The organism is Cupriavidus sp. UYPR2.512, from assembly GCF_000379565.1.
GTDB lineage: Bacteria > Pseudomonadota > Gammaproteobacteria > Burkholderiales > Burkholderiaceae > Cupriavidus.
In genome coordinates, this window is sequence record NZ_KB902852.1 from 23536 (window position 1) to 48174 (window position 24639).

Sequence of the window (24639 nt, forward strand, 5' to 3'; positions counted from 1 at the left end):
CTGGCAGCCGACACTACGCGGCCAGCGAGCCGGCGCCCGGGACCATCGCCTGCCCCGCCTGCAGCGTGTCTGCGACCACCCCACCCACCAGTACCACGGCCGGGCTGGCCAGCCCCGCTGCGAGCGATTCGGCGAGCGTGCCGAGCGAGCCGGTCCAGGTGCGTGCCTGCTCGCTGCCGGCATGCATCACTACCGCCGCCGGCATGTCACTGTGCATCCCCGCCTCCAGCAAGCCGTCGCGGATCGCCGCGATCCGGCTCATGCCCATATAGATCACCAGCGTGGTGCCGCCACGCACCAGCGCCTGCCAGTCGGGCGAGCCGTGCGCGCTGGTATGGCCGGTCACGAAGGTCACGCCGTGGCAGTGCGCGCGGTGCGTCAGCGCAATCCCCAGAGCCTGCGCGGCGGCCATGCCGCTGCTGATGCCATTGATGATCTCGACGGCCACACCGTGGCCGCGCAGGAAGGCGGCTTCTTCGCCGCCGCGCCCGAACAGCAGCGGATCGCCGCCCTTGACGCGCGCCACGGTGCGGCCGGCCAGCGCATGCTGCAGCGTCAGCTGCTGGATGCGTTCCTGGCTGACCGAGCAGCGCCCGCCGCGCTTGCCGACCCACTCCACATGGGTGCCGGGACTGGCATAGCAGGACATCTCCGCCGCGACCAGGTCATCGACCAGCCAGACCTCGGCCGCGGCCAGCGCGCGCATGGCGCGTACCGTGACCAGATCCGGGCTGCCCGGGCCGACGCCGACCAGCCAGACCTTGCCGGGTTTCAGGGGTAAGTTCATCTTGGGCTCCTGCAATGGGGCATCACCACGCCGGCTCAGTGGCTGGTGCCGGCCGAGCGCGTGGTCTTGTTGAAGACGTTGTATTTGCCGATGGGGTTGTCCATCGGCAGGCGCCTGACCTCCCGCAAGGTGGCGGCGTCGTAGACCACGATGGCGCCGTCGCGCTCCATCAGGCTGACCAGCGCGTAGCGCCCGTCGCGCGTGAATTCGACGTGGGCAGCAGTGCGCCCCGGGCTCGGCGTAACGCTGCCGACCACCTGCAGGGTGTCGCGCTTTGGGCTCATCATGGCGTCGGCCCACGCGTAGGGGGTGTTTTCATGGCTGCGCAGGAAGAAGCCCGGACCGTTGGCTGGTATGGTGGCGACCGTGTGCCAGTCCTGCATGTCGATCACGGTGATGCGGCCTTGCCCAAGGTCGGGCGAGGCCATCACTTCACGGCCATCGCGCTGCCAGGTGATGCCGCTGCCAAGATGCGGCATGCCGCCAAGTGCAAGCGCCGCGACCTTGCGGCCCTGCTGCAGGTCGATCACCTGTCCGCCGCCGCGGCGCGAGGCGCCCAGGATGTGGCGGTAGGATTGGTCGAAGAAGAAATCGTCGAGCACATCATCGAGCACCACCACGCGCGGTGCCAGCGCGGGCAGTGGCGCGCCGGCCGCATCGGCATACGGCATCTCCCAGACTTCGGCGATGTCCTTCAGCGCGGCAATAAAGCTGCGGCGCGGCGCGGCGTCGTAGACGGCGGAGACGCGCGAGGCCTCGCCATCCCGCCCCTTAACGTCGATCACCCGCGCCAGCGACAGGTCTTCGGCATGGAGCAGCACCAGCGTGCGCGGCAGCGTATTGCCGGCCAGCACCCAGCGGCCGTCGTCGCTGACGGCGACATTGCGCGTGTTCACGCCGACCCGGATCTCCGCCACATAGGCCAGGTTCCACAGGTCGTACTTGCTGACCCAGCCATCGCGGCTGGCCATGTAGACATAGCGGCCGTCGCGGCTGAACTTGGGGCCGCGCCGTGCAGCGCAAAGCGGGTGGCAAAGCGATGGACCGGTGCCAGCCGGTCTCCGTCCAGCACTGTCATATGATGGCTGCCGGCCTCCACCGCCACGAACAGGTTCTGCGGATCGGCGCCGAACACTGGCCGCGCCGGCAGGCTGCCGGGGGCGTGGTGGACGATATGGCTGGCGCGGATGGCCTCCGCGTGCCACTGCGGCATGGCTGTGGGCGCCGTGCGCAGCCAGCGCGCCAGCGCCTGCAAGTCGGGTTCGGCCAGCGTGCCGGCGAACGCCGGCATCTGGGTGGCGGCGCGGCCATCGTGCAGCACCTGGTCAAGTTCGCTCGCGCGCAGGCGCTCCAGGCTTTCCGGCAGCAGCGCGGGGCCCATGGCGCCGAGGCGGTCGGCGCCATGGCAGGCGGCGCAGTGCTGGCCGTAGACCGCTGCGGGGTCGGCGGCCATTGCGGCTTGCGTGGCGCAGGCAAAGGCCAGGGCGGCCAGCCATCCGAGCACGGTCTTCATGCCGCGACCTCCGTGCCCGGCGCGTGCGCGATCTCGGCATCGCTCAGGTAGCAGCCCGGGTCTTCCGCCCAGGCGTTGCCTGTCAGCGCAAAGGCGCGCACACGGGTATTGCCGTTGCAGATGGCGCGACAGGCGCAGCCGGCGCAACGCCCCTGCAACGGACGTGGCGTGCTGGCCAGGCCCGCCATCAGCGGATCGGCGCGGCTGGCCCAGATCTCGCCGAACGGCCGATCGCGCACATTGCTCACGGTCACGTGCCACCACATCGTGTCGGGATGGACATTGCCCAGGTTGTCGATATTGGCCACGCCGACCCCGGTGGCGTTGCCGCCCCAGTGTTCCAGCCGCTGGCGCATATCGGCCAGGCGATGCGGCAAGCGCCTGGCAATCCAGTACAGCAGGTACACGCCGTCCGCATCGTTGTTGCCGGTGACGAAGTCGCCGGCATGGCCCTGCTGCGCGCGCTGCCAGACGTGGTCGAACAGCCAGTCGAGCGCGGCGCGGGTGCGCGCATGGTGCGCGTCTTCGGTGCGATGGCTACGCGCACGGCCAGCATAGTTGAAGTGCGACAGGTAGAACTTGTCGATGCCTTCGCGCTCGGTCAGCGCCACCAGGTCGGGCAGTTGCGCCGCGTTGGCTTCTGTCAGAGTCATGCGCACACCCACGCGCAGGCCGGCCGCGCGCGCGGCGCGCAGGCCCGCCAGCGCCTGCGCGAAGGCGCCGTCGCTGCGCCGGAACCGGTCGTGCGTGGCCGGCAAGCCGTCCAGGCTGACACCGACGTAGTCGAAGCCCGCTGCCGCGAGCCGGGCCGCATGCCCCGCATCAAGCAGCGTGCCGTTGGACGACAGCGACAGGTGGAAGCCGAGCGCGCGCGCCCGTGCGGCAATCTCGTACAGGTCTGGCCGCAGCAGCGGTTCGCCCCCGGACAGGATCAGCGCGGGCACGCGCGCATCGCGCAACTGCTCGAGCACGTTCAGCGCCTCGGCGGTGTCCAGCTCGCCCTTGAAGTCGGTGTCGGCGGAGGTGGCATAGCAGTGCCGGCAGTTGAGGTTGCAGCGGCGGATCAGGTTCCAGATCACCACCGGGCCGGCGGGCTTGCGCGGCGGCGGCACCGGGCCGGCATCGCGCAGGGCTTCCATGAAGCGGGACAGGCGGAACATGGGCGGGGTTTCCTATTGGTCTGGGCCGGGCGGCGGCAGGCGCAGCCCGGTTTTCTTGAGGATACGGGTGGACCACAGCACGTCGTGCGCGCGGCAGGCGTCGCCAAGCAGTGCCGCAATCACGGCGACCTGCGGCGCGGCGTCTTCACGGGAGCGCGCATGGACCATCGCGAACAGGTTGTAGGGCCAATGCGGCAAGTGGCGCGGACGGCGATAGCAATGGCTGACGAAGGGCAGGGCGCCGATGCGTTCGCCCAGCGTGTCAATGCACGCATCGTCCACGTCCCACACGGTCATGCCGTTGGCGCGCCAGCCCAGCCGGTAGTGGTTGGGCACGGCGCCGATACGGCGCAGCACGCCGTGCGCCTGCATCGCGGCCAGCCGCGTGATCACTTCGTGCTCAGTCAGGCCGAGTGCGCCGGCCACTGCCGCGTAGGGCGCCGGCACCAGCGGCAGGCCGGCTTGCGTGGCGCGGATCAGCGCCAGGTCGACGGCATCGACAGGCCCGGACATCAGGCGGACAGGTAGAGGTTGACGAAGAACTCCCGTTCCTTCGGGAACGGCAGGATCTCGACGCCCGCCGCCGCGGCAATGCGCGCGAGCACCGGCGCGACATCCTCCGGCCTCGCCACCGCCAGCACGAACCACAGGTTCAGGTGATGGGTGCGCGCATAGTGGTGGGCGACCTCGGGGTGCGTGTTGATGGCGGCGATCACGGCTTCCATCCGTTCGGCGGGCGCATGGCAGGCGCACAGCACGAAGCTTCCGCCCGCGCGCTCGATCTGGTACAGCGGGCCGAAGCGCGTCAGCACGCCTGCGGCAAGCAGCGCGTGCAGCCGCTCCAGCAGTTCAGCCTCGGTGATGCCAAGCGCCGACGCGGCTTCGGCATACGGATGCGGCACCAGTGGCAGGCCGCGCTGCAGCGCGTTGATGATGCGGCGGTCGAGCGGGCCGAGTGGGTCGAGTGCCGCGATTGCACTGGTCATGCCGACACCTGCATGGCGTAGCGCGTGCCGCGCTGCTTGTAGCAGCGCGTGCCGACCAGCACGGTCCCGGGCGCATGTTCCAGCCCGGCGGTGGCTTGGACACGTGCCAGCGCGGGCTGAAGGTCCTGCGCATTGCGCGCATGGACCATCGCAAACAGGTTGTAGGGCCAGTCGGGCAGCCGGCGCACGCGGCGGTAGCACAGGGTCACGCGCGCGTGCCGGGCCAGCCGCATGCCGATGACGTCCACGTGCGCGTCAGGCACGTCCCACACGCACATGGCGTTGTGGCGGAAGCCGAAGCGTCCATGCTGCAGCACCACGCCCAGGCGCCGGATCACGCCTTGCGCGGACCAGCGCGCCAGCCGCTCCAGGACCTGCGGCATCGGCATCCGCGCTTGCGCTGCCAGTGCGTGGAACGGGCGCGGCGTCAGCGGCAGGCCGGTTTCCAGTGCTGCCACCAGGCGCCAGTCGTCATCGTCCAGGGTGACAGGCACGGCGGGAGCGGCCGCGCTGGCGCGGCGGGCGCGTGCCCTGCCCGGGCGCGCGAGCGGGAAGCCGAGGTCGATGTGATACTCGCGGGCCATGGGCAGGTCCAGCGGCGCCAGGCCGGTCATGTCCCCGATCGACGCCAGCGTGCCGTCGAGCATGCGGCGCTCGCGCGCGCCCGCGACGAACCACAGGTTGTACGGGTGGCCGCTGCGTGCATAGTTGTGGCTGACCGCCGCGCAGGCGCTGACGCGCGCTGCCACGCGGTCCAGCTGGGCCGGCGGCACGGACAGCGCGGCCAGCGTGCTGACGCCGATCACGTTGGGCGCGAACACCGCGCCGACGCGGCTGATGCGCCCGCTGCCCAGGTCGCGCGCCAGCAGGCTCAGCAGCGTGTGCTCAGACAGGCCGAGATTGCCGGCCAGGGCCTGGTAGGGCCGCGGCTGCAGCGGGAAATCGCGCTGCAGGGTGTCGTAGAGGTTCAGTTCATCGTACATGGTGCCCTTACATGCCGAACCGTTGCGCGCGCACGGTGAAGAAGATGCCGCTGGGGTTGTCGGCGGGCAGCGTGGCAATGCGCGCCAGGCTGGCCGTGTCGTAGACCTCGACGCGGTTGTCGTCGCGGCAGGACAGCCACAGCGCCTCGCCCTTGGGCGTGAATTCCATATGCAGCACGCCGCGGCAGGGATGCAGCGTGCGCACCACCTGGCGCGTGGCGGTATCGATCACCTGCACCGTGTCGTTGTGGGGGAAGGCGAAGTTGACCCAGACCTGGCGCCCGTCGGGACGTGCCATCACAAAGACCGGCTGGCCGGCCAGCGGCACGTGCGCGGCCTGCTGCCAGCCGTTGGCGGGGTCGGCCACCAGCACCTCATGACGGCCGATCGCCGGCAGCCAGGCCATGCCCTGGGCCATGGCCCAGCCGCGCAGGTGCGGCATCTTGTAGACCGGCAGCGGCGCGCTGCCGCGGCCATAGCCGGGGAGCACGCGGCGCGACTGCGGCGGCACCTGCCACAGGTCGACCAGCGCCAGGCCGTCCTCGCCGAACAGGCCGGCCAGGTACCAGCGGCCATCGGGCGTGACCAGTCCGTCGTACGGCTCGCGGCCGGCGGGCAGGCGTGTCAGCTGCGGCTGGCGCGGATCGCTGGCGTCGATGATCCAGATCTCGCCGGATTCGAACAGGCTGGCGGCAAAGCGGCGGCCGGGCAGGTCGGCCAGGCCCACCACCTTGGCGCGGCGGCCGTCATTGCCGATGGCCGGCAGCTGCGCCAGCGGCTCAAGCGTCCGGGCATCGAACAAGCGGATGCCGCCGGGCGCGTAGTTCTGCGCCGCCACCACGCGCCCATCCTGCGAGATCGCGCCGCCGATGCTGTTACCCGCCTGCAGCACGCGGTGGGTGATGCGGGCGCTGAGCAGGTCCACGCGCGTCAGGCCGCCGTCGCGGCCGAAGACATAGGCGTAGCGTGCGTCGCGCGAGAACACCACGCTGGCGTGGGACAAGTCGCCGAGCCCATCCACCGTTGCCAGCCGGGTCATGCCGGTGGTCTCGACAATCTGCAGCCGCCCGGCGGCGCGCTCAACCACCACGCCCAGGTCGCCGGTGCCGCGCACGGCGCTGGCACAACCGGCCACCAGCGCGGCGCCAAGGGTGGCGCACAAGGCCGCGGCCAGGCCGCGGATCAGTTGCCTTGCGCCGGGGCGGCCGGGGGCTTGCCGGCCTGCAGTCGATCGATCAGCCATAGGGCTTCATCCTGCGTCATGAAGGGTTGCCAGGGCGGCATCGCGGTGCCGGGGCGGCCATACAGCACGGTGGCGGCCAGGCCCTCGGGCGGCTTGCCGGACAGTGCCTCGCGCGTCAGCGGCGGGCCCAGCCCGCCGCGCAGCGTCATGCCGTGGCAGGCGCCGCAGTCGTCGCGCAGCCAGTGCGCAAGCTGCGCCTGCCGGGCAGCGGTGGGCTGGGCCGCCGCGCAGGGCGCCGCGCCCAGCCAGGCCGCGGCCAGCCCGGCCAGTGCCGCGCGTCGCCAGGCGATTTGATTACGCATGGTGGCGCGGCTCAGTACACGTCGTGCTGCGTGTTGTAGGCGTTGAACTTGCCGGTTGGGGTGACCAGGCGCTTGTCCTTGATCACGGTCTTGAGCGTGCGGGTCTTGTCATCGACCACCACCAGCGCGGACTCGCCGTCCTTGGTGCCCCAGACCGAGAACCAGACCTCGTCGCCGGCCTTGTTGTACTCCGCCTGCACCACGCGCCTGGCGCCCGCGCCCTTCAGGTCTGCCCATTCAGCGATCGGCAGCACCTTGAAGCCGGCTTCCAGGTTGCGCGTGTCGAACACCGCCACCGACTGGTTGAGCCTGGCGTCAGGGTTCAGCGGCGTGTCGACCCACAGGTTGGACGACTTCGGGTGGGTCTTGATGAAGAGCGAGCCCCCGCCCTGGCCCTTGATGGTCTGCACCACCTTCCACGCCTGCGCCGGGTGTCCGGCCGGATCGGTGCCGATCAGGCTGATGGTCTCGTCGCCAAGGTGGCTGGTGGCCCAGACCGGGCCGAACTTCGGATGCGTGAAGTTGGCACCGCGCCCCGGGTGCGGGGTCTTGCCCACGTTGATCAGCGCGGCCAGCTTGTCGTCCCTGGTGTCGACCACGGCGATCTTGTCGGACGCATTGGCGGCCACCAGGAAGTAGCGGCCGGTGGCGTCGAAGCCGCCGTCATGCAGGAATTTGGCCGAATCGATGGTGGTGGTCTTCAGGTTGGACAGGTCCGAGTAGTTGACCATCAGGATCTTGCCGGTCTCCTTGGCGTTGATCACGAACTCAGGATGGAAGTGGCTGGCGACGATGGCCGCCACGCGCGGCTCGGGGTGGTATTCGTTGTCCACGGTCATGCCGCGCGTGGAGACCACCTTGAGCGGCTTGAGCGTGTCGCCTTCCATGATCACGTACTGCGGCGGCCAGTAGGAGCCGGCCACGGCGTACTTGTCTTCATAGCCCTTGTACTTGGAGGTCTCGACCGAGCGCGCCTCCATGCCGACCTTCACTTCCGCGACGATATCCGGCTTGGGCAGCCACAAGTCGATCAGGTCCAGCCGCGCGTCGCGGCCGATCACGTACAGGTAGCGCCCGGACGCCGACATGCGCGAGATATGCACCGCGTAGCCGGTCTTGACGATATTGATGATCTGCTTGCTGTCGCCGTCGATCAGCGCCACCTCGCCGGCATCGCGCAGCGTGACCGAGAAGAGGTTGTCCAGGTTGTACTGGTTCATCTTCCTGGTCGGGCGCTGGGCCACCGGCAGGATGTCCTTGCGGCTTTTCTCGATATCGGCCAGCGAGTACTCGGGCGGGGTCGGCGGGTCGAGCTGGATATAGCGCGCCATCAAGTCGACTTCCGGGTCGGAGAGATCGCCCGAGGTGCCCCAGTTCGGCATGCCGGCGGGGCTGCCGTACTTGATGAAGGTCTTCAGGTACTCGGTGCCGCGCGCGCGGGTGATGTCCGGCGTCAGCGCCTTGCCGGTCGCGCCCTTGCGCAGCACGCCGTGACAGCCGGCGCAGCGTTCGAAGTAGATCTGCCGGGCGTGGTCGAACTCAGCGGCAGTGAGGGTGGGGATGGCGGCTTTCTGTTCCGCCTTCGGTTCTGCCTTGGTGGCCGTCTTGGTGGCTGCATGCGGCAGCCCGAGCCAGAGTGAGAGCGGCAATGCCGCGATTGCCGGGTACAGCCAGTTTTTTGCTTTCATGGGTGCCGTGGATCAGCGGTGAGGAAAGCGGTTTCGCGGTGCCCATGCCTGCGTGGCGGGTACCTGTCGTCATGTGGGGATCATGCGGACACACTGACGACATGGAATTGACTGGCATCAAACGGCGGCGGTGGTGCGGGAACGAAGTGTGGGGTGGTTGATGCTTGTCGTTAAGCTATGCTTCAGGTCGCGCCCAGGCGGTCGCGCGTGCGCCTGGCCACGTTCGTTGTCCACGGGAACGCGCCCTGGTACTGCCGGATGAACTGCTCGATCTCGCCGCGCTGCCGCAGCGACAGGCCGATCATGTCCAGCCCTTCGATAAACATGCGGCGGTGCCGTGCCGACAGGTCGAAGGCGTAGTCGCCCGAGGGAGTGCGCACGCGCATCGCCTCGACATCGATGCTGATGGTGTTGCCCGGGTCCGCATCCACGTCGTTCATCAATGGCTCGATCACCTCGCGCGGCAGCATCACCAGCAGCAGGCGGTTGTTCATCGCATTCGAATAGAAGATCTCGCCGAAGCTCGGCGCAATCACCGCGCGGATGCCGAATTGCTGCAGGCCCCAGACGGCGTGCTCGCGGCTGGAGCCGCAGCCGAAGTTGGCGCCGCTCACCAGGATGCTGGTGCCGGCGTACTCGGGCCGGTTCAGCACGAAGCCAGGGCGCGGCGCGCCGCTGGCATCGAAGCGGTGGTCGTAGAGAATGCCTTCGGACAGCCCGGCCTTGTCGATCCCGCGCAGGAACTGCTTGGGGATGATCTGGTCGGTATCGAGGTTCTCAAAGCGCAGGGCGGCGCCTTTGCCGGCGATGCAGGTGTTTTCAGACATGGGTGATCTCCAGCTTGCGGACGTCGGTGATGACGCCGGTGACCGCTGCCGCGGCGGCCATGGCCGGGCTCATCAGGTGGGTGATGGCACCGCGTCCCTGCCGGCCCTCGAAATTGCGGTTGGTGGTGGAAGCACAGCGTACGCCGTCGGCGAGCACGTCGTCGTTCATGGCCAGGCACATCGAGCAGCCCGGTTGCCGCCATTCGAAGCCGGCGGCGGTAAGGACTTCGGCCAGGCCCTCGCGCTCGGCCTGGGCCTTGACCGCGCCAGACCCGGGCACGACCATGGCCCGGACCCCTGCAGCGACCTTGCGGCCGCGCACCACGCTGGCCACCGCGCGCAGGTCTTCGATGCGGCCGTTGGTGCAGGAGCCGATGAAGACGTGCTGGATCGGCGTGCCTGCCAGCGTGGCGCCCGGCTGCAGGTGCGTGTACGCCAGCGCGCGCTCGACCGAGCGCTGCTGGGCCTCGTCGGGCTGGTCTTCCGGGAACGGGATCTGGCCGGAAACCGGCAGCACCTGGTCCGGGCTGGTGCCCCAGGTGACGTAGGGCTCGATCTCGCTTGCGTCGAACATGAAATCCAGGTCGAACACGGCGTCCGCATCGCTTTGGAGCGTTGCCCAGTAGCTGAGCGCGGCGTCGCGCTGCGGACCTTCAATATCCACGGCGCGGCGCAGCACATAGTCGGTGGCGACTGCATCGGGCGCGATCAGCGCGCCGCGCGCCGCGGCTTCCACGGTCATGTTGCACAGCGTGAAGCGGGCTTCGACGCTCAGGTCGCGGATCGCAGATCCGCAGTACTCCACGACATAGCCGCGCGCACCTTGTGCGCCGATCGCGCCAATGATCCTGAGGATCAGGTCCTTGGCGGTGGTGCCGGCGGCAAGCTTGCCGTCCACGCGGATGCGCATGGTCCTGGCCATCCGGTAGACCAGCGTCTGGGTGGCCAGCACATGCTCGACCTCGGAGGTGCCGATGCCGAAGCCCAGCGCGCCGAGCGCGCCGTAGGTGGTGGTATGGCTGTCGCCGCAGATCACCACCATGCCCGGCCGGATCATGCCGTGCTCGGGCGCGATCACATGCTCGATGCCCTGCAGCGCATCGTTGGTGTCGAACAGCGGGATCGCGTGCCGCTCGCAGTTGCGGCGCAGGTTGGTGGCCTGCAGCGCCGAGGCCGGATCCGCGATCACGCGGATCGCAGTGGGGTGCGTCGGGATGATATGGCTGACCACCGAGACGTTCTGTCCGGGCACCAGCACGCCGCGGTCCTGTTCATGCAGCCCGGCGAAGGCCTGCGGGCTGGTGTACTCGTTCATCAGGTGCAGGTCGCAGTACAACAGCACGTTGTCGTCGTCGATCCTGGCCACGGTATGGGCGTCGACCAGCTTCTCGTATAGCGTCTTGGGGGTCATGGCAACTGCCTTGTCTGTCGTTATTCCGCGGTGATGCCGCGCTGCCTGATCAGGTTGGCCCACACGGGCATTTCCTTTTCCAGGCGCTGGCGCGCGGCCTCGGGCGTGGTTGGGGTGGGCTCGAAGCCTTCCTTGAGCATGCGGTCGCGGGTTGCCGGCGCGGCCAGCGCGGTGTTCAGCGCCGCGTTGAGCTTGTCGATCAGCGGCCTGGGCGTGCCGGCCGGGGCAAACACCATGAACCAGGTCTCGAAGGCATAGCCGGGCAGTCCCGCCTCGGCCGCGGTCGGCACATTGGGCAACTGCGGCGAGCGCCTGGAGCCGGTGACGGCGAGCGCCTTGAGCTTGCCGCCCTGCACATGCTGCTGCGCGGCCGAGACCACCGGGAAGCTCATGTCGACCTGGCCCGCAATGGTGTCGACCAGGGCCGGGCCGCCGCCGCGGTACGGCACGTGGACGATGGAGACGTTGGCCACCGACTTGAACAGCTCGGCCGACATATGGAAGGTGCTGCCGTTGCCCGGGACCCGTAGGTCAGCTTGCCAGGCGTGGCCCTGGCTGCCGTGATCAGTTCCTGCAGGTTTTTGGCGGGCACGTTGTTGTTGACCACCAGCACATGCTGTGAACTGGCGACCATGCCGATCGGGGCCAGGTCTTTCAGCGTGTCGTAGGGCATGCGCGGGAACAGGCCCGGGTTGATGGCCAGGGACACGGTCTGCAGGCCGATGGTGTAGCCGTCGGCGGCAGCCTTGGCCACGGCATCGACGCCGATATTGCCGCCGGCGCCGGCCCGGTTCTCGACCACGATGGTGCCGCCCAGGCGCTTCGACCAGGCGTCCGAGACCAGGCGGGCGGCGATGTCGGCGCTGCCGCCGGGGGCGTACGGCACGATCAGGCGCACCGGGCGCTGGGGATAGGACTGGGCCGCGGCCGTGCCGATCGACGCGGCACACAGCAGCAGGACGGTCAGGTGGGCAACTTTCATGGGTGTCTCCTGGTTTAGGAATCGTTATGGAAACCATCGTATCATTCACCAGAAGACACATAATTCAAACTCAGTTACTTCTTTGTTTCCTGGTATTCACTAATGGATAACCTCTCGGACGTCGCGTTCTTTGCGTGCATCAACAAGCACGGCAGCCTGGCCGGCGCCGCGCAGGAGCTTGGGGTGACGCCGCCCGCGGTCAGCAAGCGGCTGGCGGGGCTGGAGGCACGGCTGCGCGTCCGGTTGCTGCACCGGACCACGCGCCGCATCAGCCTGACGCCGGAAGGGGAAAGCTATCTGGTGGAAGGGGCGCGGATTCTTGCGGAGATGGAGGCACTGGAGCGATCGATCGCGGGCACCGGCAGCACGCCGCACGGCTTGCTGAAGATCGGCGCCACGCTCGGCTTCGGACGGCGGCATATCGCGCCGGCGCTGTCGGGGTTCTCGCGTCGTTTCCCGAATATCGAGGTCCAGCTCTACCTGACTGACCGGCCCCTGAACCTGGTCGAGCAGGGCCTGGACGCCATGATCCACTTTGGCGAGATGCCGGACGTGCGGCTGACGGCGCGCCTGATGGCCAACAACCGCCGCCTGCTCTGCGCCGCGCCGTCCTACCTGGAAGCGCGGGGCGAGCCGTCAAGCCCGCGCGAGCTGGCGCGGCACAACTGCATCTTCATCCGCGAAGCCGACGAGACCTTCGGCACCTGGCACCTGCGCCATGGCGCGCAGCAGGAGACCGTCAAGGTCCGCGGCACCATGAGTACCAATGACGGGGAATCCGCGCTGGCCTGGGCGCTCGACGGCCAGGGCCTGATCGTGCGCTCCGAATGGGATGTCGCGGAGCATCTGCGCAGCGGTGCGCTGCACCGGGTGCTGCCCCAATGGCGGTTCGCGCCGGCGGATATCCACCTGGTGTTCCCGGCGCGCAATCATCGTCCGGACAAGGTGCGGGCACTGGTGGATTTCCTGCTGGAGCATTTTGCCGGCCACCGTACGGCAAGCGGCGGCAATGGGGGCAGTTGCTGGTAGGCATCTGCGATGGTGCGAAGTTGCAGGGACACTCCGGCCGCTCACGGCGCGAGGGCGACCGCCCGGGAATGGCAGGCGCCTGCGCCAGGCGTGGCGCAGGCGTGGTCCCGCATGGCGAGGATAAAGCCGCCGACCTGGGCGATATCGTCCAGCGCCATGCAGGGCAGCACCGTGTCCATGCGCGCATCCGTGGCCAGCGCGACGATCGAAGGATCGCCCGGATAGTAGGGCGCGCGGCCGTGCGCGGGCCGGTAGACCTCGATGCGCGGAATCGCCTCGCGCCGGAAGCCTTCCACCAGCGTGATATGGGCCGGCCGCAGGCGCGCCACCTGCTCGGCCAGCGTCGGCTCGGCCTCGTCGGCCAGTTCGCGCACGATGGCAAAGCGATAGGGCGATGCCACCATCACCTCGGCCGCGCCGGCGGCGCGAAAGCGCGCGCTGTCCTTGCCCGGCGGCTCCAGTTCCAGCGGATGATGGCTGTGCTTGATCACGTTGACGGTCAGGCCCTGCGCGCGGAACCACGGCAGCAGCGCCGTGATCAGCGTGGTCTTGCCGCTGCCGGAGGTGCCGGTGATGCCAAGGATGAAGGGATGCATGGTGTCAGGGTTCGCAGGATTGGCGGAGTTCAGGTTGGGCGGGCAGCGGGCACACCAGCGGCAGGAAGCTGTCGGCACGCTGCGAATAGGCCAGCAGCGCGCCGGCCTGAAGGTCGAAATACCAGCCGTGCAGTGTCAGCCTGCCGGCCTCCAGCGCGCGCTGCACGAACGGGAAGGTCTGCAGGTTGCGCAGCGACACCAGGATCGCCGCCTGCTCGCAGGCGCGCTGGCGCTCGGCGGCGCTGGCCCCGGCCAGGGTTTCCTCTACCTGCCTGCGCGCCGGTGCCGCGATGCGCACCCAGGCGCCGATGTAGTCGGGGTCTTCGCTTTCGTCGGGCGGATGGTCGCGGGCGTTGGCTGGCTGCGCCAGCAAGGCGCGGATGCCGCCGCAGCCGCCGTGGCCCATCACGATGATGCGGGCCACTTGCAGCTGCTGCACGGCAAACTGGATCGCTGCGGATACGCCGTGCAGGCTGCCTTCATGGCGGCCGGTGCAGGGCGGCACCAGGTTGCCGATATTGCGCACGGTAAAGAGTTCGCCCGGATCGCAGCCCAGCAGCAGGCCGGGATCGACGCGTGAATCGCTGCAGCCGATCAGCAGCGTGGGCGGGCGCTGGCCGGTGCGCAGCGTGTCGAACAGCCCGGGCTCGTCGTCGAAATAGCGTTGCTGGAAGCGTTCGAAACCTTTGAGCAGTTGTTCGATGTGATGCATGGCGGCATCCAGGCGCTACTGCACCAGCGGGCTGTCGGCGCCTTCCAGCTCGATGCCTTCGATGCGCGCGCGTCCGATCAGCAGGCTGGCGTACTGCTTCCAGGCACGGTCGCGCGCGGCGCTGGCCAGGGCGGGGGCAATGTCGCCGCGCACCGCATCGAAGGGCAGGCGCGTGCCGGGGCAGCGTTCCAGGATGCGCACGATATGCAGGCCGAAGCGGGTTTCCACCAGCTGCGGCAGCACGCCGTCGTGCTGCGCGGCGAACAGCGCGCGCTCGAACTCCGGCGCGGTCTCGCCGCGGAACACGCGGCCAAGCCGGCCACCGTTGGCGCCGCTCGGGCAGTTGGACAGCGCGCGGGCGTGCTCGGGGAAGCTGCAAGGATCGCCCCGCACCAGCGCCAGCGTCTGCGCCGCGATCTCGCGCAGCGCGTCCAGCGGCACGCGCGGCGTGACCTGGAACAGGATATGGTCGGCCTCGACCCATTCGCCCTCGCGAAAGCGCTCGGGGCGGCTGTCGTAGTGGCGGCGGCAGCTCGCTTCGTCCGGTTCGGGCGTGCCGGCTTCATGTGCCAGCAGCGCCTGCGCCAGCGCGTCGTCATCCAGGCCTTCGGCCGCCAGGCCGATGCGGCCGGCTTCGGCGCGCACCAACTGGCGCAGGATGGCCGAGATAGTGGCCAGCCGCGCCGGGTTGGCCGCATCGTGATGGTGGTCCAGTTCGCGTTCGATATCGGCGTCGCGCAGTTCCACGCCGTTGACGGTGACAGGCATGCTGTTCTCCTTGTCGGGTTGCGGCGCTCAGCGGCTACGCACCAGTTGCCAGGCACGGCCGAGGTAGCCGACCGAGGCAAAGCCGCTCCACACGTGCACCAGCCGCGTGAACGGAAAGATCGCGAACAGCGTGATGCCCATGAACAGGTGCGCCTTGAACAGCAGCGGCGCATCCGCGACATAGCTGGCGGCGTCGCCGCGCAGCGTGACGATGTGCTGCGCCCAGGTCATCAGCTGCACCATCATGTGGCCGTCCATGTGGCTGGCGGATTCGAAGATGGTGGACAGGCCCAGCAGCAGCGTCACCAGCAGCCACAGCAGCAGCACCTTGTCGCCGGTGCGGGTCACCGCCGACACGCGGGCATTGGTCAGGCGGCGGTGCAGCAGGATCAGCAGCCCGGCCAGGCACATGGTGCCCATCACGCCGCCGGCGGCCATCGCCACGGCCTGCTTGAAGCCGTGCGAGACGCCCAGCGCATCCCACACCGCCACCGGCGTCAGCAGGCCGGCCAGGTGGCCGAAGAACAGGCCCAGGATGCCGACGTGGAACAGGATGTTGCCGGTGCGCAGGTTGCCGCGGTACAGCACCTGCGAGCTGTCGGTCTTCCAGGTGTATTGCTCGCGCTCGAAGCGCGCAAGGCTGCCGAGCAGGAAGATGGCGGCAGCGATGTACGGGTAGATGCCGTAGAGGAATTGGTGGAACGTTGCCATGGTGTGTTAGCCCATTGTCTGGTGTTCGGTTTGCATCGCCGTGCCGTCAGCAGGCAGCCTGCGCTGTCGCCTTGACACGCTGATCGCGCGGATAGAACCGCACCGCCTGCGGCCCGGCCTGCGGCGCGAGCAAGGGTTCCACGCCGTCGGCGCCGGGGCCGAAGGTCTCCAGTGCCTCGTCCATGTCGCGCACCGGCGGCTCCTGCTGCGGTTGCGGCTGCACGTCGGTGAGCGTGCGCAGCACCGCGAACACGCCGGCGTACGGGCTTTGATTGCGCGCCAGGCGCTCGCCGATGGCGGCCAGCACGTGGATCGCCTCACTCAGCAGCTGTTCGGCGCGCGCTTCCTTGCCGTCGGCCACCAGCGCGCCGAGGAACTCCAGGAACAGCGGCACGTAGTCGGGCAGCTCGGACGCCGCGGGTTCAAAGCCTTCGCGCCGGTACTCGTCGATCAGGTCGACCATGGCCTGGCCGCGGTCGCGGCTTTCGCCGTGCACGTGCTCGAACAGGTGCAGCGAGTGCGCCGGGTTGCGGTCAAAGGTGGCGACGTAGTTCTCCTGCAGTGCGATCAGCGCTTCGCCGCGCAGCAGGCCGGTGACGGGCGCGAGCAGCGCGCGCGCCTGCGGCCATTCGGCCAACGCGGCGCCGATCTCGGGCAGGGCGTCCAGCAGATCCTGCTCGGGGTAGCCGAGCAGGGCGCTGAGGATGGGATAGAGGGGCATGGTCTTCTCCGGGCGGTTCTTGGATGCGGGCTCAGCTCATCACTGCGTTCTTGCGCGACTTGGGCATGTCGACAAAGTGGACGCTGCCCTGCGGCTTCTTGCCGAACAGCGCGCCGTCCGAAGTGCCGCCCGAGCAGCCGTTGCCAAAGGTGAAGCCGCAGCTGGCCTTGTCGTTGAAGCTGTCCTCGACCATTTCCTTGTGCGAGGACGGGATCACGAAGCGGTCCTCGTAGTTGGCGATGGCCATGGTCTGGTACATGTCTTCGACCTGCTCGGGCGTCAGGCCCACCTGCTGCAGCACGCCCAGGTCCTGCACGCCGTCCACCACCTGCGAGCGCTTGTACGCGCGCATCGCCAGCATGCGGTCCAGCGCGGACAGCACCGGCATCACGTCGCCCGCCGTCAGCAGGTTGGCCAGGTACTTGACCGGGATGCGCAGGCTCTTCACGTCCGGGATCACGCCGTTCAGGCCCATGTGGCCGGCCTCGGCCGCCGACTGGATCGGCGACAGCGGCGGGATATACCAGACCATCGGCAGGGTGCGGTACTCCGGGTGCAGCGGGAAGGCGACCTTCCACTCGCACGCCATCTTGTAGACCGGCGACTTGCGCGCGGCATCCAGCCAGCTTTGCGGAATGCCCTGGCGCAGCGCCTCGGCCTGCACCGCCGGGTCATGCGGATCGAGGAAGACGTCGAGCTGCGACTGGTACAGGTCGCGCTCATCGGCCACCGATGCCGCCTGCTCGATGCGGTCGGCGTCGTACAGCATCACGCCCAGGTAGCGGATGCGGCCGACGCAGGTCTCGGAGCAGACCGTGGGCTGGCCGGCCTCGATGCGCGGATAGCAGAACAGGCATTTCTCGGCCTTGCCGCTCTGCCAGTTGAAGTAGATTTTCTTGTACGGGCAGCCCGAGATGCACATGCGCCAGCCGCGGCACTTGTCCTGGTCGACCAGCACGATGCCGTCGTCCTCGCGCTTGTAGATCGATCCCGACGGGCACGAGGCCACGCAGGCGGGGTTCAGGCAGTGCTCGCACAGGCGCGGCAGGTACATCATGAAGGTGTTCTCGAAGGTCGAGTACATCTCCTTTTGCACGTCGTCGAAGAGCTTGTCGCGGCCGCGCGAGCTGAACTCGCCGCCGAGATCGTCTTCCCAGTTCGGGCCCCACTCGATCTTTTCCATCTTGCGGCCGGTCAGCACGGAGACCGGGCGCGCGGTCGGCGGCGTCTGCACCAGCGGCGCCTTCTGCAGGTGCTCGTAGTCGTAGGTGAAGGGCTCGTAGTACTCGTCGATCTGCGGCAGGTTGGGGTTGGCGAACAGGTTCGCCAGGATCTTCAGCTTGCCGCCCTGGCGCGGCTCGAGCGTGCCGTCGGCGTTGCGCTTCCAGCCGCCTTGCCACTTGTCCTGGTTCTCCCATTCCTTCGGGTAGCCGATGCCGGGCTTGGTCTCGACGTTGTTGAACCAGGCGTACTCGACGCCGTCGCGGCTGGTCCAGACGTTCTTGCAGGTCACGGAGCAGGTATGGCAGCCGATGCACTTGTCGAGGTTCAGCACCATGGCCACCTGGGCACGGATCTTCATTGCGAGGCTCCTTCCTTGTTCGTTTCCACGAGCGGCCCTTCCAGCCAGTCGACCTTCTTCATCTTGCGCAGGATCACGAACTCGTCGCGGTTGCTGCCCACGGTGCCGTAGTAGTTGAAGCCGTAGGCCAGCTGCGCGTAGCCGCCGATCATGTGGGTGGGCTTGGTCACGGCGCGCGTGACCGAGTTATGGATGCCGCCGCGCATGCCGCTGGTCTCGGCGCCGGGAACGTTCACGATCTTTTCCTGGGCGTGGTACATCAGGCACATGCCCTTGGGCACGCGCTGCGACACGACCACGCGCGCGGTCAGCGTGCCGTTGACGTTGAAGACCTCGACCCAGTCGTTGTCGCGGATACCGTTGGAGCGGGCCTCGGTCTCCGAGATCCACACGTGCGGGCCGCCGCGCGACAGCGTCGGCATGCGCAGGTTGTCCGAGTAGGTGGAGTGGATGCCCCACTTCTGGTGCGGCGTGATCCAGTTCAGCACCAGCTCCGGGTTGCCGTTGGGCTTCTTGCCCAGCATCGGCGCCACGGTCTTGGTGTCGATGGCCGGCTTGTACACGCACGCGCCTTCGCCGAAGTCCAGCATCCAGCGGTGGTCCTGCCAGAACTGCTGGCGGCCGGTCAGCGTGCGCCAGGGGATCAGCTCATGCACATTGGTGTAGCCGGCGTTGTAGCTGACCTCTTCCGATTCCAGTCCCGACCACGTCGGCGCGGAGATGATCTTGCGCGGCTGCGCCTGCACGTCGCGGAAGCGGATCTTGTCGTGCTCGCGGCCCTCGGCAAGGTGGGTGTGGTCGCGGCCGGTGATTTTCGACAGCGCTTCCCACGCCTTGACGGCAACGTGGCCGTTGGTCTCGGGCGCGAAGGTCAGGATCATCTCGGCGGCGTCGATGGCGGTCTCAAGCTTCGGGCGGCCCTGGCTCACACCGGGTTCCTGCACGGTGTGGCTGAGGTGGCCGATCTCCTTCACTTCATGCCGGGTGTCCCAGTTGATGCCCTTGCCGCCATTGCCGAGCTTGTCCAGCAGCGGCCCGATCGAGGTGAATTTCTTGTAGATGTCCGCGTAGTTGCGCTCCACCACCGTCATCGACGGCGCGGTCTTGCCGGGGATCAGGTCGCATTCGCCGGCCTTCCAGTCCTTCGGTTCGAACGGCTGGCCGAGCTCGCCCGGGGTGTCGTGCAGCAGCGGCGTGCACACCAGGTCCTTGCGCGTGCCGAGGTAGGGGCCGGCGATCTCGCTGAACTTCTTTGCGATGGCCTTGTAGATTTCCCAGTCGGTCTTGCTTTCCCACAGCGGCTGCACGGCTTCGGACAGCGGGTGGATGAACGGGTGCATGTCAGACGTGTTGAGGTCGTCCTTCTCGTACCAGGTCGCCGTAGGCAGCACGATGTCGCCATACAGGCAGGTGGTGCTCATGCGGAAGTCCAGCACTGTCAGCAGGTCCAGCTTGCCTTCGGCGGCCGGGCGCACGTTGACTTCGCTCGGCGTGATCGCATCGTTCTCGTCGCCGAATACGGCGTTCTGCGTGCCGAGCAGATACTTCAGGAAGTACTCATGCCCCTTGCCCGAGCTGCCCAGGATGTTGGAGCGCCACACGAACATATTGCGCGGGAAATTTGCGGGATTGTCCGGGTCGTCGCAGGCGAACTGCAGCGCGCCCGACTTCAGTTGGTCGACGGTGTAGGCTACCGGGTCCTTGCCGGCGCGTTCGGCCGCATCGACCACATCCAGCGGGTTGGCGCCGAGCTGCGGCGCCGACGGCAGCCAGCCCATGCGCTCGGACCTGGCGTTCAGGTCCAGCAGCGACAGGCCGTCATAGCGCTTGCGGTCGGCGGTCGGCGACAGGATCTCGTCGACGCCCAGCTTCTCGTGGCGCCACTGGCTGGTGTGGTTGTAGAAGAACGAAGTGCCATTCATCTGGCGCGGTGGGCGCGACCAGTCCAGCCCGAAGGCGAGCGGGGCCCAGCCGAACTGCGGGCGCAGCTTCTCCTGGCCGACGTAGTGGGCCCAGCCGCCGCCGCTCTTGCCGATGCAGCCGCACATCATCAGCAGGTTGATGATGCCGCGGTAGATCATGTCGTTGTGGTACCAGTGGTTAAGCGCGGCACCGACGATGACCATGCTCTTGCCTTGCGTGCGGTCGGCGTTGTCGGCGAACTCGCGCGCTACCTGCGTCACCAGCCGGGCCGGGACGGAGGTGTGCTTTTCCTGCCAGGCGGGGGTATAGGGCACGTCATCGTCGTACGAAGCGGCAACGTTCGGGCCGCCGAGTCCCTGATCCACGCCGTAGTTGGCCATCTGCAGGTCATACACGGTGGCCACCAGCGCGGTGCTGCCGTCAGCCAGCGTCAGCCGGCGAGCCGGCACGCGGCGGCGCAGCAGCTCATCGTGTTCGCCGCCGAAGTAGGGGAAGCCGACTTCCACCACCTCGTCTTCCTTGCCGAGCAGCGACAGGCGCGGCTCGACCGCGCGGCCGCTGCCGCCGTCCTTCATTTCCAGGTTCCAGCGGCCCACCTTCTCGCCGCCGTTGTGCGCGCCTTCGCCCCAGCGGAAGCCGATCGAGCCGTTGGGCGCGACGATCTCGCCGCTGGCGTCGTCAATCTGCAGGGTCTTCCACTCGGGGTGGTTGGCTTCGCCGAGGTTATTGGCCAGGTGCGACGCGCGCAGGAAGTGGTCGGGCACCAGCGTGCCCTGGTTCTCACGCAGCAGCACCAGCATCGGCATGTCGGTGTACTGCTTCACGTAGTCGCGGAAGTACGCGGACTTGCCGCTGGCGTGGAATTCCTTCAGCACCACATGGCCCATGGCCATCGCCAGCGCGGCATCGGTGCCTTGCTTGGGCGCCAGCCAGATGTCGCCGAACTTGACCATCTCGCCGTAGTCGGACGAGACCGCCACGGTCTTGGTGCCCTTGTAGCGGACTTCGGTGTAGAAGTGCGCGTCAGGCGTGCGCGTCTGCGGCACGTTCGAGCCCCACACCATCAGGTAGGTGGAGTTGTACCAGTCGGCCGATTCGGGCACATCGGTCTGCTCGCCCCACACTTGCGGGCTGGCCGGGGGCAGGTCGCAGTACCAGTCGTAGAACGACAGGCAGGCGCCGCCCAGCAGGCTCAGGTAGCGTGCGCCGGCGGCATAGGACACCATCGACATGGCGGGAATCGGCGAGAAGCCGATCACGCGGTCCGGGCCGAATTTCTTCACCGTGAAGGCATTGGCCGCCGCGATCATCTCGGTCGCCGTGTTCCAGTCCGCACGCACGAAGCCGCCCTGGCCGCGCACGCTCTTGTAGCGCGCGGCCTTGACCGGGTCCTGGCTGATCGATTCCCACGCGGCGACGGGGTCCATGGTCTTGCGGGCCTCGCGCCACATCTGCATCAGGCGGCCGCGGATCATCGGGTACTTGACGCGTTGCGCCGAGTAGACGTACCAGCTGTAAGAGGCGCCGCGCGGGCAGCCGCGCGGTTCATGGTTGGGCAGGTCCGGGCGCGTGCGCGGATAGTCGGTCTGCTGGGTCTCCCACGTGATCAGGCCGTTCTTCACGTAGACCTTCCACGAGCAGGAGCCGGTGCAGTTCACCCCGTGGGTCGAGCGCACGATCTTGTCGTGCTGCCAGCGGCTGCGGTAGCCGTCTTCCCACTTGCGGTCTTCGTTCACCACCGCGCCATGGCCATCCGCATAGGTGGACTTGACGCGCGACATGAACTTCAGTCGATCCAGGAAATGACTCATTGCTTTGTTCTCCGCGAGTGCTTTGCTGCGGGCGCTCCGATGATTTCAGGAGCTTTGCAGGGACACCCTCAGCTTATGGGGGAGGCGGGCGGCGGCCCATTCGCTGGTGGAACAGCCGCCGCATGGCGATCGGGCTAGGCGCCGGGCACGGGACTAGTCCGGAAGAACTAGCCCGGCCGGCGGCGCTGGTGACAGGTCAGCAGGGCATGGGTGCGTTGCGGCGCGCGTAGTACCACCACGTCACCAGCATGCAGCTGAGGTAGAAGGCGATAAAGCAATACAGCGCGGCGTCGGCGGCGCCGGTCAGCTCCAGCGAGGTGCCGAAGCTCTTGGGGATAAAGAAGCCGCCGTAGGCGCCGATCGCGCCGGAGAAGCCCAGCACGGCGGCCGATTCCTTGCCGGCGTCCTGCAATGCCTGCTTCTGTGCGGCGTCACCCTTGCCCGCGGCGGCGCGCTGGCGCTCGGTCAGGAAGATCACCGGGATCATGCGGAAGGTCGAGCCGTTGCCGATGCCGGTCAGCGCGAACAACGCGACAAACGCCGCCAGGAAGTACATGAAGTTGCCGCCGGCGCCGTCATGCGGCAGCGCTGCCAGCACCGCGAACACCGCGGCGATCATGCCCGCGAAGGTCCACAGCGTGACGCGCGCGCCGCCGAGCTTGTCCGAGATCCAGCCGCCCACCGGGCGCGTGAGCGCGCCCACCAGCGGCCCCAGGAACGCATACGCCGTGGGATTCACGCCCGGGAACTGCGACTTGGTCAGCAGTGCCAGCCCGGCCGAGAAGCCGATGAACGAACCGAAGGTGCCCACGTACAGCCAGCACATCAGCCAGTTGTGCTTGCGCTTGAAGATCACCGCCTGGTCGGCAAAGGAGGCCTTGGCGTCCGCGATGTCATGCATGCCGAACCAGGCCGCCAGCGCCGATACGATGATGAACGGCACCCAGACAAAGCCCGCGTTCTGCAGCCACAGGTTCTGCGTGGCGCCGTTGGCCTGGTACTGCTGCGGCTCGCCGCCAAGCGCGCCGAAGATGGCCAACGACACTACCAGCGGCGTGACGAACTGCACCACCGACACGCCCAGGTTGCCGATGCCCGCATTCAGCCCGGTGGCCAGCCCCTTCTTCGCCTTGGGGAAGAAGAAGCTGATATTGGCCATCGACGAGCTGAAGTTGGCCCCGCCCAGCCCGCACAGCAGCGCCAGCACCAGCAGCGTCGGGTAGCCGGTTGCGGGATCGCGCAGCGCGAAGCCCATGCCCAGCGCCGGGATCAGCAGCAGCGCGGTGGAGATCGCGGTGAAGCGGCGCCCGCCGAACACCGGCACCAGGAAGGAGTAAAAGATGCGCAGCGTGGCGCCGGACAGCGCCGGCAGCGCGGTCAGCCAGAACAGCTGGTTCTTGGTGAACTGGAAGCCGGCGCGGTCCAGGTTGACCGCGACCACGCTCCACAGCATCCAGACCACGAAGGCCAGCATCAGCGCCGGGATCGAGATCCACAGGTTGCGGTAGGCGATGCGTTCGCCGTGGCTTTGCCAGAAGACCTTGTTCTCAGGCTCCCAGCGGGTGAGTACGGTAGAGGACATGATGGTATGCCTTTGGTTGCTTGCGTGATGAGTGGCGTCAGGCCGGCTGCGTGAGGCCGACGGCTTGTTCCTTGCGCCGGCGCTCGGCGCGCTGGCTGTAGTGCATCCACACCAGGCTCACGCACGCGGTGCCGTACATCAGCATGAAGCAGCTGCTGCGCACGCCGGTCAGGTCGGCCAGTACGCCGAACAGGATCGGCAGCACGAAGCCGCCCAGCCCGCCGGCCAGGCCCACCACGCCCGAGACCGCGCCGATGTTGTGCGTGAAGTCATTGGAGATGAACTTGAACACCGAGGCCTTGCCGATGGCGAAGGCGATGCCCACTACGAACAGCAGGATGGTGAATACCGTGGGCGTCAGCGCAATGCGGAACGCCTGCGGGCCGCTGGTGGTCTGGATGATGAAATCCGTCTGCGGATAGCTCAGCAGGAAGAAGCCGACCCAGCTCACCCACATCACCCACCAGGTGGTGCGGTGCGCGCCGTGGCGGTCGGAGATCCAGCCGCCGATGGCGCGCAGCACGCCCCCGGGCAGCGAGAAGCAGGCAGCCAGGAAGGCCGCGGTCTTGATGTCGAAGCCGTACTCGCCGATGTAGTACTTGGTCATCCACAGCGACAGGCCGACATAGCCGCCGAACACCACCGAGTAGTACTGCGAGTAGCGCCACACGCGCGGGTCGCGCATCACGGCGAGCTGCTCGCGCCAGCCGACGCTGGACTTGACCAGGTGCGCGGGGTTGCTGCGCGAGAACACCCAGAACAACAGGGCAGTGACTAGCATCGCCACCGAATACACGCGCGGCACCACGGTCCAGGTGCCGGCGGCCAGGATCATCGCCGGCGCGACGAACTTGGTCAGCGCCGCGCCCGAGTTGCCGGCGCCGAAGATGCCCATCGCCAGCCCCTGGCGCGAGCGCGGGAACCAGCGTGCCACGTACGGCGTGCCGACCGAGAACGAGCCGCCCGCCAGCCCGACGAACAGCCCCAGCACCAGCAGCTGCCACAGCGTGTGCGCATACGAGATCAGCCAGATCGGGATCACGGTGGCCAGCATCAGTACGAAGAAGACGATGCGGCCGCCGTAGCGGTCGGTCCAGATGCCCAGCGGCACGCGGATCAGCGAGCCGCTGAGCACGGGCGTGGCGGCCAGCAGGCCGAATTCCGTATCGTTGAGGCCGAGTTCCTGCTTGAGCGGGATGCCCAGCACGGCGAACAGCATCCAGACGGCAAAGCAGATAGTGAAGGCGAACGTGCTGGACGCCAGCGTCATTGCGGCGCCGGGCGCAATTAGCTCCGGCGCGCGTGGGTGGGTGGCCATGGCC

20 protein-coding genes and 2 pseudogenes are annotated in these 24639 nt (G+C 68.1%); 1 reads left to right on the plus strand and 21 read right to left on the minus strand.

Going from position 1 to position 24639, the window contains the following annotated elements:
* Positions 1-13: 13 nt before the first annotated feature.
* The 12 genes and pseudogenes from cobA to A3A5_RS37435 all read right to left on the minus strand — a co-directional run bounded on the left by cobA (position 14) and on the right by A3A5_RS37435 (position 11882).
* On the minus strand, positions 14-787 hold the full coding sequence (cobA, locus tag A3A5_RS0100130; protein ID WP_018308634.1) for a uroporphyrinogen-III C-methyltransferase: 774 nt from the start codon (positions 785-787) through the stop codon (positions 14-16).
* Between the two features lie 35 nt (positions 788-822).
* Positions 823-2300 (minus strand): annotated as a pseudogene (locus tag A3A5_RS37430) (cytochrome D1 domain-containing protein).
* Positions 2297-3460 carry a heme d1 biosynthesis radical SAM protein NirJ gene (gene nirJ / locus A3A5_RS0100140; RefSeq protein ID WP_018308635.1) on the minus strand — a complete coding sequence of 388 codons (1164 nt, stop codon included), beginning with the start codon at positions 3458-3460 and terminating at the stop codon, positions 2297-2299. The pseudogene A3A5_RS37430 and the gene nirJ overlap by 4 nt, the downstream one beginning before the upstream one ends.
* A gap of 12 nt (positions 3461-3472) precedes the next feature.
* The gene (locus A3A5_RS0100145; RefSeq protein WP_018308636.1) at positions 3473-3973 is read right to left on the minus strand and encodes an AsnC family transcriptional regulator; all 501 of its coding nucleotides are present in this window, start codon (positions 3971-3973) and stop codon (positions 3473-3475) included.
* A complete protein-coding gene (locus tag A3A5_RS0100150; protein ID WP_018308637.1) occupies positions 3973-4446 on the minus strand; it encodes an Lrp/AsnC family transcriptional regulator in 474 nt (157 codons plus the stop codon). The genes A3A5_RS0100145 and A3A5_RS0100150 overlap by 1 nt, the downstream gene beginning before the upstream one ends.
* The gene (locus tag A3A5_RS0100155; RefSeq protein WP_018308638.1) at positions 4443-5429 is read right to left on the minus strand and encodes an Lrp/AsnC family transcriptional regulator; all 987 of its coding nucleotides are present in this window, start codon (positions 5427-5429) and stop codon (positions 4443-4445) included. The genes A3A5_RS0100150 and A3A5_RS0100155 overlap by 4 nt, the downstream gene beginning before the upstream one ends.
* A 7-nt stretch (positions 5430-5436) precedes the next feature.
* A complete protein-coding gene (locus tag A3A5_RS0100160; protein ID WP_026200309.1) occupies positions 5437-6672 on the minus strand; it encodes a cytochrome D1 domain-containing protein in 1236 nt (411 codons plus the stop codon).
* Positions 6612-6974, minus strand: a complete 363-nt coding sequence (locus tag A3A5_RS0100165; protein ID WP_018308640.1) for a cytochrome c — start codon at positions 6972-6974, stop codon at positions 6612-6614. Before A3A5_RS0100165 ends, A3A5_RS0100160 begins: the two co-directional genes overlap by 61 nt.
* Before the next feature lie 11 nt (positions 6975-6985).
* A complete protein-coding gene (locus A3A5_RS0100170; protein WP_026200310.1) occupies positions 6986-8662 on the minus strand; it encodes a nitrite reductase in 1677 nt (558 codons plus the stop codon).
* Between the two features lie 182 nt (positions 8663-8844).
* Positions 8845-9489: a 3-isopropylmalate dehydratase small subunit gene (leuD, locus tag A3A5_RS0100175; protein ID WP_018308642.1), complete on the minus strand. Its 645-nt coding sequence runs from the start codon at positions 9487-9489 to the stop codon at positions 8845-8847.
* On the minus strand, positions 9482-10900 hold the full coding sequence (gene leuC / locus A3A5_RS0100180) for a 3-isopropylmalate dehydratase large subunit (RefSeq protein WP_018308643.1): 1419 nt from the start codon (positions 10898-10900) through the stop codon (positions 9482-9484). Before leuC ends, leuD begins: the two co-directional genes overlap by 8 nt.
* Positions 10901-10920: 20 nt before the next feature.
* Positions 10921-11882, minus strand: a pseudogene (locus A3A5_RS37435) (tripartite tricarboxylate transporter substrate binding protein).
* A gap of 102 nt (positions 11883-11984) precedes the next feature.
* On the opposite strand from A3A5_RS37435, the gene A3A5_RS0100190 reads away from it, so the two are divergent.
* Positions 11985-12911, plus strand: coding sequence for a LysR family transcriptional regulator (locus tag A3A5_RS0100190; protein WP_018308644.1), 927 nt, complete (start codon positions 11985-11987; stop codon positions 12909-12911).
* Positions 12912-12952: 41 nt separating this feature from the next.
* On the opposite strand, the gene mobB is transcribed toward A3A5_RS0100190, so the two are convergent.
* The 9 genes from mobB to A3A5_RS0100235 form a co-directional block, all read right to left on the minus strand.
* A complete protein-coding gene (gene mobB / locus A3A5_RS0100195) occupies positions 12953-13507 on the minus strand; it encodes a molybdopterin-guanine dinucleotide biosynthesis protein B (protein WP_018308645.1) in 555 nt (184 codons plus the stop codon).
* Positions 13508-13511: 4 nt separating this feature from the next.
* Positions 13512-14219 (minus strand): carbonic anhydrase, encoded by a 708-nt coding sequence (locus A3A5_RS0100200; RefSeq protein WP_018308646.1) that lies wholly within the window; start codon positions 14217-14219, stop codon positions 13512-13514.
* Positions 14220-14234: 15 nt separating this feature from the next.
* Complete coding sequence (locus A3A5_RS0100205; protein WP_018308647.1) at positions 14235-14987, minus strand: peptidylprolyl isomerase; 753 nt, start codon at positions 14985-14987, stop codon at positions 14235-14237.
* 27 nt (positions 14988-15014) lie between these two features.
* Positions 15015-15698, minus strand: coding sequence for a respiratory nitrate reductase subunit gamma (gene narI / locus A3A5_RS0100210; RefSeq protein ID WP_018308648.1), 684 nt, complete (start codon positions 15696-15698; stop codon positions 15015-15017).
* Between the two features lie 46 nt (positions 15699-15744).
* Positions 15745-16419, minus strand: coding sequence for a nitrate reductase molybdenum cofactor assembly chaperone (gene narJ / locus A3A5_RS0100215; RefSeq protein ID WP_018308649.1), 675 nt, complete (start codon positions 16417-16419; stop codon positions 15745-15747).
* 31 nt (positions 16420-16450) lie between these two features.
* Positions 16451-18001 carry a nitrate reductase subunit beta gene (gene narH / locus A3A5_RS0100220; protein WP_018308650.1) on the minus strand — a complete coding sequence of 517 codons (1551 nt, stop codon included), beginning with the start codon at positions 17999-18001 and terminating at the stop codon, positions 16451-16453.
* Positions 17998-21735, minus strand: coding sequence for a nitrate reductase subunit alpha (locus A3A5_RS0100225; RefSeq protein ID WP_018308651.1), 3738 nt, complete (start codon positions 21733-21735; stop codon positions 17998-18000). The genes narH and A3A5_RS0100225 overlap by 4 nt, the downstream gene beginning before the upstream one ends.
* A 196-nt stretch (positions 21736-21931) precedes the next feature.
* Entirely contained in the window at positions 21932-23317 is a 1386-nt protein-coding gene (locus tag A3A5_RS0100230; protein WP_018308652.1) for a NarK family nitrate/nitrite MFS transporter, read from the minus strand.
* 37 nt (positions 23318-23354) lie between these two features.
* Positions 23355-24635, minus strand: a complete 1281-nt coding sequence (locus A3A5_RS0100235; RefSeq protein ID WP_026200311.1) for a nitrate/nitrite transporter — start codon at positions 24633-24635, stop codon at positions 23355-23357.
* Positions 24636-24639: the final 4 nt, after the last annotated feature.